This window comes from Methylosinus sp. sav-2 (assembly GCF_004366495.1).
Taxonomy (GTDB): Bacteria; Pseudomonadota; Alphaproteobacteria; order Rhizobiales; family Beijerinckiaceae; genus Methylosinus.
Genome location: NZ_SOEJ01000001.1, coordinates 961,629 through 973,930, shown reverse-complemented (window position 1 = coordinate 973,930; position 12,302 = coordinate 961,629). Strand labels below are relative to the sequence as shown.

The 12,302-nt window shown below is 66.9% G+C and carries 9 protein-coding genes and 1 riboswitch; of the genes, 4 read left to right on the top strand and 5 right to left on the bottom strand.

The features are described from left to right. The first annotated feature begins 156 nt into the window (after positions 1-156). Together rocD and EDE12_RS04505 are read left to right on the top strand one after the other, a co-directional pair. Positions 157-1,389 carry an ornithine--oxo-acid transaminase gene (gene rocD, locus EDE12_RS04510; RefSeq protein WP_026599551.1) on the top strand — a complete coding sequence of 411 codons (1,233 nt, stop codon included), beginning with the start codon at positions 157-159 and terminating at the stop codon, positions 1,387-1,389. Between the two features lie 79 nt (positions 1,390-1,468). Next, complete coding sequence (locus tag EDE12_RS04505) at positions 1,469-2,332, top strand: arginine deiminase-related protein (protein ID WP_024881327.1); 864 nt, start codon at positions 1,469-1,471, stop codon at positions 2,330-2,332. Here EDE12_RS04505 and EDE12_RS04500 read toward each other — a convergent pair. Both EDE12_RS04500 and EDE12_RS04495 read right to left on the bottom strand, forming a co-directional pair. After that, positions 2,307-3,425, bottom strand: a complete 1,119-nt coding sequence (locus EDE12_RS04500; RefSeq protein WP_026599552.1) for an ATP-binding protein — start codon at positions 3,423-3,425, stop codon at positions 2,307-2,309. The two genes, EDE12_RS04505 and EDE12_RS04500, sit on opposite strands and share 26 nt — an antisense overlap. A gap of 51 nt (positions 3,426-3,476) precedes the next feature. Continuing rightward, entirely contained in the window at positions 3,477-5,741 is a 2,265-nt protein-coding gene (locus EDE12_RS04495) for a response regulator (protein ID WP_024881329.1), read from the bottom strand. Positions 5,742-5,932: 191 nt separating this feature from the next. Between EDE12_RS04495 and EDE12_RS04490 the strand changes: the two genes are divergently transcribed. Continuing rightward, positions 5,933-10,267, top strand: coding sequence for a DEAD/DEAH box helicase (locus tag EDE12_RS04490; RefSeq protein WP_036291223.1), 4,335 nt, complete (start codon positions 5,933-5,935; stop codon positions 10,265-10,267). Here the strand turns inward: EDE12_RS04490 and EDE12_RS04485 are convergent, their stop codons facing one another. The 3 genes from EDE12_RS04485 to smbP form a co-directional block, all read right to left on the bottom strand. Then, the gene (locus EDE12_RS04485; protein ID WP_024881331.1) at positions 10,268-10,603 is read right to left on the bottom strand and encodes a DUF190 domain-containing protein; all 336 of its coding nucleotides are present in this window, start codon (positions 10,601-10,603) and stop codon (positions 10,268-10,270) included. It abuts the gene before it with no gap. A 2-nt stretch (positions 10,604-10,605) separates the two neighbouring features. Next, positions 10,606-11,004 (bottom strand): fluoride efflux transporter CrcB, encoded by a 399-nt coding sequence (crcB, locus tag EDE12_RS04480; RefSeq protein ID WP_024881332.1) that lies wholly within the window; start codon positions 11,002-11,004, stop codon positions 10,606-10,608. A 63-nt stretch (positions 11,005-11,067) separates the two neighbouring features. Beyond that, a complete protein-coding gene (gene smbP / locus EDE12_RS04475; protein ID WP_024881333.1) occupies positions 11,068-11,421 on the bottom strand; it encodes a small metal-binding protein SmbP in 354 nt (117 codons plus the stop codon). Between the two features lie 298 nt (positions 11,422-11,719). Next, positions 11,720-11,781, bottom strand: a riboswitch (Fluoride riboswitch). A gap of 161 nt (positions 11,782-11,942) precedes the next feature. On the opposite strand from smbP, the gene EDE12_RS04470 reads away from it, so the two are divergent. After that, complete coding sequence (locus EDE12_RS04470) at positions 11,943-12,293, top strand: DUF1491 family protein (RefSeq protein WP_024881335.1); 351 nt, start codon at positions 11,943-11,945, stop codon at positions 12,291-12,293. Positions 12,294-12,302 lie beyond the last annotated feature (9 nt).

The window sequence follows — 12,302 nt, the reverse complement described above, 5'->3', positions numbered from 1 at the left end:
GATGTATTTGCAACGCGAACGTCGGAGCGGCGTAACGACGCGCTCCACGAGAGAATGGCTCGCAGAGGCGTCGTGTCCCGTGAGCCGCCGATCGCCCGCACTGATGCAAATCGTCGAGGCGACGCCCACATAACGAACCAGCGAGGTCATTCGTTCATGAACGCCAACGTCAAGTCCGTCGATAATCCGCATCGCGCTCGCAATTATGCGCCGCTTCCGGTCACGCTCTCGCGCGGCGAAGGCGCCTTTCTGTTCGATGTGAACGGTCGACGCTATGTCGATATGATGAGCGCCTATTCCGCGGTGAGCCACGGTCATGCGCATCCGCGCATTCTGAAAGTCCTCACCGAGCAGGCGCAGCGTCTCGCGGTTCCGTCGCGCGCTTATTACGACGATCGCCTCGATGCTTTCCTCACGGAGCTGTGCAATCTCACCGGCCTCGATGTCGCGCTGCCGATGAACACCGGCGCCGAGGCGGTGGAGACGGCGATCAAGGCGGCGCGCCGCTATGGCCGCCGCGTGCGCGGGCTGAAAAACCCCGAGATCATCGTGGCCAAGGGCAATTTCCACGGCCGCACGACGACCATCGTCGGCTTTTCTTCGGAGCCGTCCTATCGCGACGATTTCGGTCCCTATGGCGGCGGCTTCCGCGCGGTTCCCTATGGCGATCTCGCGGCGACGGAAGCGGCGGTCGGTCCCGATACCGTCGCCATAATGGTCGAGCCCGTGCAGGGCGAGGCGGGCGTCATCGTTCCGCCGGTCGGCTGGCTCGCCGGCCTGCGTAAGCTCTGCGACGAGCGCGGCCTGCTGCTCATTGTGGACGAGGTGCAGGCGGGGCTCGGGCGCACCGGCGCCTGGTTCGCGTTTCAGCACGAGAACATCAAGCCGGATGGCGTGATGCTCGGCAAGGCGCTCGGCGGCGGCGTGCTGCCGGTTTCGGCTTTCGTCGGCACGCGCGCGCTGATGGATATGTTCACGCCCGGCTCGCATGGCTCGACCTTCGGCGGCAACACGCTCGCCGCGGCGGTGGGGCTCGAGGCGCTGCATGTGATGCGCGACGAGAAGCTCGTCGAGCGCAGCCAGACGTTAGGCGAGCATATGCTGCGCCGTTTGCGCAACATGGACAGTCCCGCGCTGCGCGACGTGCGCGGCAAGGGCCTGTGGGCGGGCGCCGAGATCGATCCGCGCTACGCTACTGGCCGCGAGGTCTGCGAGATGCTGTGCGACAAGGGCGTGCTCTCCACGGTGACGCATCACAGCGTCGTGCGCCTGTCGCCGCCGCTCGTCATTGCGCGCGAGGATTTGGATTGGGCGCTCGATCGCTTCGAGGAGACGCTCGCCGAATTGGTCGAGCGCGCGCGTCCGGCCAAGCGCGCTCTGGCGAGCTGATCGCCGCCTGTCATCGTTGCGGCGCCGAGACGGAGCAGTCTCGGCGCCGTCTTCATGCCAGGAAACGAAAGGACTCGAGATGACGCAGCGGCATTCCATGTTCGAGCCCGCGCGCGCGCCGCGCGAGGAGCGGCGCCAGCGCGTGCTGATGTGCGCGCCGGATGATTTCGACGTGCGCTATGTCATCAATCCCTGGATGGAGCATCAGATCGGCCGCACCACGCGCACGCTCGCGCGGGAGCAATGGCAAAATCTGCGCGCGCTCGTCGCAGAGAACGCCGAGGTGGAGCTGGTTACGCCGGCGGCGGGCCTGCCGGATATGGTGTTCACCGCCAACGCCGGCTTCGTGCTCGGAAACATCGCCGTCGTCAGCCGCTTTCGCGCCGAGGAGCGGCGGCCGGAGGAGCCCTTGTTTCGCGCCTTCTTCGAGGCGCGCGGCTTTCGCGTCGCGGCTTGGCCAGAGCATCTCCCCTTCGAGGGCGCGGGCGACGCGCTCATCGATCGCGGCGCCGAGGTTGTCTGGTGCGGCCATGGCATGCGCTCGGCCGATGAGGCGCCGACGGCGCTGGAGCGCATCATCGGGCGGCGCGTGATCGGGCTCAGGCTCGTCGATCCGCGCTTCTATCATCTCGATACATGCTGCTGCCCGCTGGCCGGCGGCTATCTTCTCTATTATCCGCCGGCGTTCGACGCCGCCTCGCGCGCTGCGATCGAGGCGATCGTTCCGCCCGAGAAGCGCATAGAGATCGACGAAGCGGATGCGATGCGCTTTGCCTGCAACGCCGTCGATCTCGATGGCGGCCTCGCGATGAACGACGCATCGCCGCAGCTGCAGCAGCGCTTGCGCGAGGCGGGCTTCGCGCCCGTCGTCACGCCGCTCTCGGAATTCATGAAGGCCGGCGGCGCCGCCAAATGCCTCACGCTGAAGCTTTCAGAGGACTAACCTTCTCGCCGCGCGGAATGGTCATGGTGAAAGTCGCGCCGGCGCCGAGCTGCGAATCGGCCTCTATGCGCCAGCCGTGGCGCTCGCATGTGGATTTGCACAGAGCGAGGCCGACGCCCGTTCCGGGATATTGCGTGAAGCTGTGGAGACGGCGCAGCGGCTCGAATATGGCCTCGGCATATTTCGGCTCGAAGCCTATTCCGTCATCGGCGACCGAAAGGGCGAGCTCCGGCTCGCGCTGAAGGAAGAAGCGAATATTCGGCGCGCGGCCGGGCTTGCGATATTTGATCGCATTGGAGAGCAGGCTCGAGAGGCAGCGCTCGAATTGCAGCTTGTCGGCCTCGATCAGCACGCCGGGCGGAACCGTTACGGCGATTTGCGCCTGCGTCTGACGGATCAGCTCGGAGAAATCGGAGACGACGGCCTCGATCTCGCGGCGAAGGTCCAACGTCTCCAGCCGCGGCGGCGTCGAGACCTGCCGCGAGAAGGCGAGCAGCCCGTCGACCAGCTGGCGCGCGCGCAGCGCCGAGGCGCGCGCCACCTCGCTCGCATGCGCGGCCTCCGCGAGATCGCCCTTGGCGATCGAAGCTGTGACGATATCCGCGAAGGCGGCGATCTTGCGCAGCGGCTCCTGCAGATCATGCGAGGCGATATAGGCGAAGCGCGCCAAACGCTCATTGGCGAGCTGAAGCTCATCGGCGCGCTCGACGAGCTGCCGCTCGATCTCCTTGTGATGCGAGATGTCGAACACCGTCACGGCGACGTATAAGCGTCCGTCCTCGCGGATCGGCGCGAGGCCGAGATGAATGGGAAATTCGACGCCCGATTTCTTGCGCGCGCGAAGATCCTTGTCGACGCCGAGCAGAATGCGGCGCGGCGCCTTGTAATACTCCTCACGCAGGCCGGCGTCGCGGGCGCGCGCCGCATCCGGCAGCAGCATATCGACGGTGCGGCCGACGAGCTCCTCGGCCGAATAGCCGAACATGTCCTCGGTCGCGCGATTGACATAGAGAATGCGATCGTCGGCGATCAGAAATCGCGCGGCGAAGGCCGATTCGACGATCATCTTCAGCTGCTCGGGCGTCGCGTTCATTGGCGCTGACCATAGGCGATGGTCCTTCGGCGCCTCTATATGGGGAGCGCCTCACGTCGCACGAGAGGGGTGCGGCTTTTGGCCGTCGATCAGCGTCTTCAGCGTGTCGAGATCGATCGGCTTGACGAGATGGAGATCGAATCCCGCATCCTCGCAGAGACGCCGCACCTCGTCTCCGCCGGAGCCGGTGGAGGCGATGAGGAGAAGGTCGCGCCCTTCCGGCGTGGCGCGCAGCTTACGCGCCGTCTCATAGCCGTCCATGATGGGAAGGCCGAGATCGAGCAGAGCGACGTCGGGCTTGAAGCTCTGCGTCAGCTCGAGCGCGCGCATCCCGTCGCTGGCGACGCCGACGTCGTAATTCTCGAGGCGCAGCAGCTCCGCCATGGCCTCGCACACGGCGGCGTCATCGTCGACGATCATGACCTTGCGCCGCGACGTCTTTGTCTCCGGGGGAGCGGCGCGCGCGCCGTCCAGCACATCGCGCACCTTGCGCGCCAGCCGATCGATCGAATAGGGCTTCACGATCAGCTCGACGCCGGGGTCCAGCACGCCATTATGGACGACGGCGTTGGGCGTGTAACCGGTGGTGAAGAGAATCTTCAGATCGGGCCGGCGCTTCCACGCCTCCTCGGCGAGCTTGCGGCCATTGGTGTCGGGCATCACCACATCGGTGAACAGCAGCGAAATATTCGGGTTCACCTCGAGCTGGCGCAGCGCGGCGGCGGCGCTCTCGGCGGCGAGCACATTATAGCCGAGCTCGGCGAGCGTGTCGGCGGTGAGATCGCGCACGCGCACATCGTCCTCGACGATGAGGATCGTCTCACTCTTCTCGCTGCGCGGCGCGGTGCGCGCAGGCGTCGCGGATGTGGTCGTCGCGCTGGCCGGGCCATGATGGCGCGGCAGATAGAGCTTGACCGTCGTGCCGAGCCCCTGCTCCGAATAGATGCGGACATGCCCGCCCGACTGACGCACGAAGCCATAGACCTGGCTGAGGCCGAGCCCGGTGCCGCGCCCGGCGGGCTTGGTGGTGAAGAAAGGATCGAAAGCGCGTGCGACCGTCTCGCGGCTCATGCCGGTTCCGGTGTCGGTGACGGCGATCAGCACATATTGGCCGGGCGGTATGCCCACCTCGCGCGCGGCATATTCCTCGTCGAGATAGGCGTTGCTCGTCTCTATGGTGAGCTTGCCGCCCTGGGGCATGGCGTCGCGCGCATTGAGCGCGAGATTGAGGATCGTCGTCTCGAGCTGGCTGGTATCCGCATAGGCGCGCCATAGGCCGCCGGCGAAGACCGCCTCGAGCCGCACATCCTCTCCCAGCGTGCGGCGCAGCATCTCGGCCATGGACGAGACCATTTTATTAGGGTCGATCGGCTCGGGCGCGAGCGGCTGGCGGCGCGAGAAGGCGAGCAGCCGATGCGTCAACGTCGCCGCATGCTCGGCGCCTTCCAGCGCGCTGTCGAGATAGCGCAGCGTCTCCGCCGGATCGGTCGCGAGCCGCCGCTTGGCGAGATTGACGCTGCCGATGACGACGGCGAGCATATTGTTGAAATCATGCGCGAGGCCGCCAGTGAGCTGGCCGATCGCCTCCATCTTCTGCGATTGGCGCAATTGCTCGGCGAGCTGCTCGCGCTGCGCCGCCTCGGTGGAGAGCGCGGCGTTGACATCGCGCAGCTCCGATTGCGCCGACGCGATCTCGTCGAGCCGGCCGCGCAGCAGAGCGATGGTCGCCGCGCCGATGAGAATGGTGATGGAAATGGCGAGCGCCGCGCCTGCGCGCAGCAGCGAGCCGTTCGTCTCCACGGCGCGCGATTGCGCGTCGATAAGCTGCTGCTGGCGAGCGGTCTTGTCGTCGAGGCCGACGCGCAGCCGCTCCATGAAGGCCTTGCCGGAGCCGGCGCGCACGATCGCCACCGCGTCCTCATGCCGTCCGGCCGCCTGCAGCTCCACGGTCTTGGCCATTTCGGCGAGCTTCTCATTGGCCAGCGCCCGCTGCGCTTCCAGCGTATTACGCTCCTCGCCCGGCTCGCTCACCCGCAGCAGAGCGTCGAAATCCGCGCCTATGCGCGCCTTGGCGGCGTCGAAGGGCGCGAGATAGGCCGCGTCATTGGTCAGCAAATAGCCGCGCTCCGCGGATTCGGCCTCTTGGAGCCGATCGAGTATGTTGTGATGGATCCGCTTTTCGCCGATGAGCTGCCGCACGTCGCGATAGTCGGTCGCCTGCTTGCCGACGAAAGCGAAGGCCGCGAACAAGGACGCCGCGAGAATGGCGAAGCCGGCATAGAGAAACGACGACGTGTCGATGAATTTGCTGCGCATGAACATCCTCTCGGCGCAATGGCGGATCGTCCGCTCGCCGTGAGCGGCCGCCTCCCGTCCGGCCCGAAATGTGGCTGAAGCCGCCGCGCGCTTGTCGCGGCGCCGCGAAATTCCCAAATCTCATGGTTGGCGCGCGACCCGATCGCCGCTAGCCTGAACTCTCCACGGGGCTCTCTCCTCTCCTCAAGGCCATGCATCTGTCGCACCTTTTTCATCCGGCGGTTACGGCATGGTTCGCCGATCATTTCCGCAATGCGACGCCCGCGCAAGCGGAAGCTTGGCCCCAAATCAAATCCGGCCGAAATATCCTGATCGCGGCGCCCACCGGCTCCGGCAAGACGCTGGCGGCTTTTCTGGCGGCGATCGACGATCTCATCCGCCAGGGCCTCGCCGGGACGCTGCCCGACGAAACCCGCATCGTCTATGTTTCGCCGCTCAAGGCGCTGTCCAATGACGTCAGCCGCAACCTCGAGGCTCCCCTCGCCGGCGTGCGTGAAAAGCTGAGACAGGCCGAGCTGCCGGACGTGGATATTCGCGTGCTGGTGCGCACCGGCGACACGCCCTCGGCCGAGCGCGAGCGAATGCGCAAGCGCCCGCCCCATATTCTCGTGACCACGCCCGAATCGCTCTATGTGCTGCTCGGCTCCGAATCGGGCCGCAAGGCGCTCTCGACGACGCGCGCGATCATCGTGGACGAGATCCACGCCGTCGCGCCCAATAAGCGGGGGGCGCATCTTTCGCTCTCGCTGGAACGGCTCGCCGCGCTCTGCGGCGACGGACTGCAGCGCATCGGCCTTTCCGCCACGCAGAACCCCATTTCCGCGGTGGCGCATTTTCTGGTCGGCGCGGGATCGGATGCGACGCCGGCGCGCGAGCCCGCTATCGTCGATTCCGGCCATCACCGCGCCCGCGATCTCGCCATAGAGGTTCCCGGCGCGCCGCTCGAGGCGGTGATGTCGGCGGAGGTCTGGACGCAAGTTTACGACCGGCTCGCCGAGCTGATCGCCGAGCATCGCACCACTCTGGTCTTCGTGAACACGCGCCGCCTCGCCGAGCGCATCGCGCGGGAATTGTCGGATCGTCTCGGCGAGGAGGCCGTCACCTCGCATCATGGCAGCATGGCGAAGGAGCATCGCCTGCTCGCCGAGCAAAGGCTGAAGCGCGGCGAGCTGAAAGCGCTCGTCGCGACCGCCTCATTGGAGCTCGGCATCGATATCGGCGATGTGACGCTGGTCTGCCAGATCGCCTCGCCGCGCTCCATTGCGAGCTTTCTGCAGCGCGTGGGCCGCTCCGGCCATGTCGTCGGCGGCCTGCCCAAGGGGCGGCTGTTTCCCCTCTCGCGCGACGATCTCGTCGAATGCGCGGCGCTGCTCGACAGCGTGCGGCGTGGCGAATTGGACCGGCTCACAATTCCGCATCGCCCGCTCGACGTGCTCGCCCAGCAGATCGTCGCCGAGGTTGCGGCGAAAGAATGGGGCGAAGCCGAGCTCTATGAGCGTTTCAAGCGCGCCTGGCCCTATCGCGCATTGGAGCGCGCCGAATTCGACGATGTGGTGAAGATGCTCGCCGAGGGCTATGCGACCCGGCGTGGACGGCGCGGCGCGCTGCTGCATCATGATGCGGTGAATCACATTCTGCGCGAGCGGCGCGGCGCGCGCATGACGGCGCTCACCTCCGGCGGCGCCATCCCCGAGACCGCCGATTATCAAGTGCTGCTGGAGCCGGAGAATCACATCGTCGGCACGGTGCATGAGGATTTCGCCGTCGAGAGCATGGCCGGCGACATTTTCCAGCTCGGCAACGCCTCCTATCGCGTGCAGCGCGTCGAGCGCGGGACCTTGCGCGTCGAGGATGCGCAGGGCCAGCCGCCGACGATTCCCTTCTGGCTCGGCGAGGCGCCGGCGCGCGCCGACGAGCTGTCCCTCTCCGTCTCGCGCCTGCGCGGCGAGATCGCCGAGCGTCTGCGCCGGGACTCCAGCGGCGGCGAGGCGCAGCGCTGGCTGATGGAGGAGGTCGGCGTCGCGCCGCCCGCCGCGGAGCAGCTGGTCGAATATCTCGCCGGGGCGCTCGGCGCTTTCGGCGGCGTGCTGCCGACGCAGGACATTCTGGTGCTGGAGCGCTTCTTCGACGAGGCCGGCGGCATGCAGCTCGTCGTGCATTCGCCCTTCGGCGGGCGCATCAATCGCGCTTTCGGCCTCGCGCTGCGCAAGCGTTTTTGCCGCAAGTTCAACTTCGAGTTGCAGGCAGCGGCCACAGAGGACAATATCCTGCTCTCGCTCACCACGGCGCACAGCTTCGAGCTCGCCGAGGTGGCGAAATATCTCCACTCCAACAGCGTGCGCGGCGTGCTGGTGCAGGCGATGCTCGCCGCGCCAATGTTCATGACGCGCTGGCGCTGGACGGCGGGAATCTCGCTCGCTCTGCCGCGCTTCCAGGGCGGCAAGAAAACGCCGCCGCAATTTCTGCGCATGCAGGCCGAGGACCTCGTCGCCGCCGTCTTTCCCGATCAGATCGCCTGCGCCGAAAATCTCGCCGGCGAGCGCGAGGTTCCCGACCATCCGCTGACGAACCAGACCATATGGGACTGTCTGCATGAGGCGATGGACATCGAAGGGCTCGAGCGCTTGCTGCGGCGCATGGAGTCTGGCGAGGTGCGCGTCGTCGCCTGCGATCTCACCCAACCTTCGCCGCTGGCGCTGGAGGTGCTGTCGGCGCGGCCTTACGCTTTCCTCGACGACGCCCCGCTCGAGGAGCGCCGCGCGCAGGCGGTGATGGCGCGCCGCTGGCAGGACCCGCAGAGCGCCTCCGATCTCGGCCGGCTGGACGAGGAGGCGATCGAGCGTGTGAAGTCGGAAGCCTGGCCCGAGCCCATCGACCCGGAGGAGCTGCATGACGCGCTGCTGTGGATCGGTTGCCTCACAGAGGCGGAGGTCGCCGCCGCGCCGGATTGGGCGGGCTGGCTCGAGGCGCTGGCCCGCCAAAAGCGCGCGACGCGTTTCGAGACCGGGCAGGCGGCGTTCTGGGTCGCGGCCGAGCGGCTGACGCAATTTCACGCCCTCTGGCCCAAGGCGCGGCTGGCGCCGAAGATTTTGCCGCCCGAGAGTGAGTCGCCGGCGCTATGGTCGGCCGAGCAGGCGCTGATCGAGATTTTGCGCGGTCGGCTCGAGGGGCTGGGGCCGGTCACGCAAACGGGGCTCGCCGCAGCGCTCGGCCTCGAGCCCGCGAGCCTCGCGACGGCGCTCGTCGCGCTGGAGGCCGAGGGCACGATCATGCGCGGGCGTTTCCTGCCCGGCGCCAATGACGAGCAATGGTGCGACCGCCGCCTGCTGGCGCGCATCCACCATTACACGATCAAGCGTCTGCGCGCGGAGATCGAGCCGGTGGCGGCGCGCGACTTCCTGCGCTTCCTCTTCGATTGGCAGCATGTCGCCGAGGACGCTCGGCTGAAGGGGCCGGAGGCGCTGCCTGCCGCACTCTCCGGGCTCGAGGGATATGAAGCGCCGGCGGGCGCGTGGGAGACGGAAATTCTCCCGGCCCGCCTCTCCGATTACGAGACCGGATATCTCGATTCGCTCTGCCTCTCCGGCCGCATCGCCTGGGCGCGGCTGACGCCGCCCGCCGCCGCCAAGGGCGCCCGAGCCGTCTCGCCGATCAAAAGCTCGCCGGTCGCCCTTTTGGAGCGGCGACGGCTCGGCGATTGGACCTCTATCGCCACCCCCACCGAGCCGCCGGCGCTGAGCGGCCGCGCGCAATTGGCGCTCGAAACGCTGCGCGCCGAGGGGGCGCTGTTCTTCGAGGAGCTGGTCGACGCCTCGCGGCTGTTGCGCTCGGAGCTGGAGACGGCGCTGGGCGAGCTGGCCGCGCTCGGCCTCGTCACTTCGGATAGTTTCGGCGGGCTGCGCGCGCTGCTCGTGCCTTCCGAGAAGCGCAAGCCTTTCGACGGCGCGCGGCGGCGCGGCAAAGTGCTTTCCTTCGGCATGGAGAGCGCCGGGCGCTGGTCGCTCATTCGCCGCGCCTATGCGCCGCCGGGCTCGCAAGCGCGTCATGCTTGCGTGGAGCACATCGCGCAGGCGCTGCTGCGCCGTTATGGCGTCGTCTTCTGGCGCCTTTTGGCGCGCGAAGGCGGCTGGCTGCCGCCCTGGCGCGATCTCTTGCGCGTCTATCGACGGCTCGAGGCGCGCGGCGAAATTCGCGGCGGGCGTTTCGTCGCCGGCTTTTCCGGCGAGCAATATGCGCTGCCGGACGCCGTCGGCCTGCTGCGCGAGATTCGCCGCCGGCCGGCCGACGGGCAATATGTGTCGCTGTCGGCGGCCGATCCGCTCAATCTCATCGGCGTGCTGACCCCGGGCGGCAAGCTCGCCGCGCTCACCGGCAATCGCCTGCTGTTTCGCGACGGATTGCCGATCGCCGCGCTCGCGGGCGGCAAGATCGAATTTCTGACGAGCGTCGATGAGGCGACGCGATGGGAGGCGGAGAAGCGCCTCATCCGCTCGGCGGCGCGGGGGCAGCTCGCCGATCTGGCGTGATCACGTCTTCTCGCCATAGCGCATCACGCGCACTTTCTCGAGCGTGACCAGCCCGCCGCTCATCATCGAGTCGAGCGTCGGCAGAAAGGCGTCGATCTTGTCCTCTTCGTCGACGATCTCTATGACAATGGGGAGATCTTCCGAGAGGCTCAATATCTTCGTCGTGCGCAGCCGGCTGTTATGGCCGAATCCTACAGGGCCGCGCAGCACGGTGGCGCCGGCGAGGTGCAGCGCGCGCGCCGTCCGCACGATCGCCTCATGCAGCGGTCGCCCTTCGAATTTCTCGTCCTCGCCAATGAAGATGCGCAGCAGAGTCGCGTCTCGAGGCAATTGCATCGTCAGGCTCCTTTCAGCGCGTTGAGATGAGCGGCGGCGAGATGTCCGAGCCAGACGGCGAAAAGACAGAGCCCGAACGACAGGCCGATATTGGCGAGCGCAGCGAAGGCCTCGCCGCCGCGCGCCAGATTGAGCGTCTGCAGGCCGAAGGAGGAGAAGGTCGTATAGCCCCCGCATAGGCCGATCATCACGAATTGGCGCGTCTGCGTATCGACGAAGAGACGGCCGTCCCCCGGCGACGTGAGCGTCGCGAAAAAGCCGATCGCGAAACAGCCGGAGACATTCACGATCAGCGTGCCCCAGGGAAAGGCCTCGCCGAAGCAGCGGGAGACGACTCCCGAGAGCCAATAGCGCGCGACGCCGCCGATCGCGCTGCCGATCATGATGAGAACATAGATCATCTCGAGCCTTTGCCGGTGGGAGCTTCGCGCGAGGCCGATCGCGGCCTCGCGCGTCGCAGAGCTTTATTGGGCGGTCTCTTTGCTCGCTTCCTCGAGATGCGAGAGCGCTTCCTTCGCCTGCTTGGTCGCGGCTTCGGTGTGATTCGCCTGCCCCTCCTCTATCGCCGCCTTTATATGGACGATCGCCTCGGCCATGTGCGGATTGGGCTTGAACTTCTGAAGGCCCTCGGCTTTCTCGAGCGCGAGATCGGCGTGATAGGAGAGCAGGCCGGCGTCATGCAGCTTGCCGCCCTGGGTGATCGCTTCATTGACGTGATAGATCGCCTGGTCCAGCCGGTCGTCGGCGCGAGCGAGCGTCGGCCCGATGAGCGCCGCGAGGCCGAGGCTGGCGGCGAGCCCGAATTTGCGAATTTTCATTTCACTCTCCTCATTTCGACCGTTGCGGTCGGCGTTTCGGATTCGATTTTTCGTCGCCGGCCGCGCCGACGCGGCGCAGCCGGTGAACGCGGTCATTCGAATCTCATTGGATTGGCCGTGACCGCCCGGCCGAGGGCGCGCGCCTCTGCGCGACGAAGCTCGATCGAAAGCGCGGCGACGATGCGCGCGCATTCGACGGATCGGACTTTACGAAACGGAAAAACCGCGGCGATCGGACTCATGACGGACTCCTGCCGAGCGAATAGATCGCTCTCTCCGACGATCGGTCGATCATCGGACATCAGCAGGAGTCATCAGCCTTTGCGGCGGTTGAAGGGGGACCCCATCCCCCGGCCGCACGCGCGAGCGGCGGCCTTGGCGAAATTGGTATCTGAGCGATGAGACAGCGTCAAGAACGGGCTGAAGCCGAGCCGTTCTCGCGCTCGTCGATCGAAGCGCCGCCGCCGGCGGCAATGTCGAAAGCGCTTGCGCGGACGGGTTCTCATGGCTGAAAAGAATTCATGCGTCTCCGATCCGACTTTTTCGTCTCCGCCCTCATCCGCCGCGCCGAGACGGCCGGCTCCGTCGCCATGCTGCGCCGCCGCGGCTCCGAGGAAGCGGGCGCGATCTTCGTGAAGATCGACCGCCTGGATGGACGCGCGGCGCTGCTCGGGCCGGCGCCGCAGAGCGTGGATTTGCCGGAAGGCGTCGATCGCCTTTTCGCGCGTCTGCACGCGGATGAATGGGTGACGCCGCTGGAGGCCGAGGAGCGCGCCCGCAAGGAGATCGCCTTCGATCCGGATTTATGGCTAGTCGAGATCGAGGATCGCGAGGGCAAGAGCTTCGTCGATATCGCGGCTCGAACGGCCTGAGCCGCTCGA

Excerpts from the sequence above, each read along its gene's own strand:
- rocD (WP_026599551.1), top strand. The coding sequence starts at position 157 with ATGAACGCCAACGTCAAGTCCGTCGATAATCCGCATCGCGCTCGCAAT.
- EDE12_RS04505 (WP_024881327.1), top strand. The coding sequence starts at position 1,469 with ATGACGCAGCGGCATTCCATGTTCGAGCCCGCGCGCGCGCCGCGCGAG.
- EDE12_RS04500 (WP_026599552.1), bottom strand. The coding sequence starts at position 3,425 with ATGAACGCGACGCCCGAGCAGCTGAAGATGATCGTCGAATCGGCCTTC.
- EDE12_RS04495 (WP_024881329.1), bottom strand. The coding sequence starts at position 5,741 with ATGCGCAGCAAATTCATCGACACGTCGTCGTTTCTCTATGCCGGCTTC.
- EDE12_RS04490 (WP_036291223.1), top strand. The coding sequence starts at position 5,933 with ATGCATCTGTCGCACCTTTTTCATCCGGCGGTTACGGCATGGTTCGCC.
- EDE12_RS04485 (WP_024881331.1), bottom strand. The coding sequence starts at position 10,603 with ATGCAATTGCCTCGAGACGCGACTCTGCTGCGCATCTTCATTGGCGAG.
- crcB (WP_024881332.1), bottom strand. The coding sequence starts at position 11,004 with ATGATCTATGTTCTCATCATGATCGGCAGCGCGATCGGCGGCGTCGCG.
- smbP (WP_024881333.1), bottom strand. The coding sequence starts at position 11,421 with ATGAAAATTCGCAAATTCGGGCTCGCCGCCAGCCTCGGCCTCGCGGCG.
- EDE12_RS04470 (WP_024881335.1), top strand. The coding sequence starts at position 11,943 with ATGCGTCTCCGATCCGACTTTTTCGTCTCCGCCCTCATCCGCCGCGCC.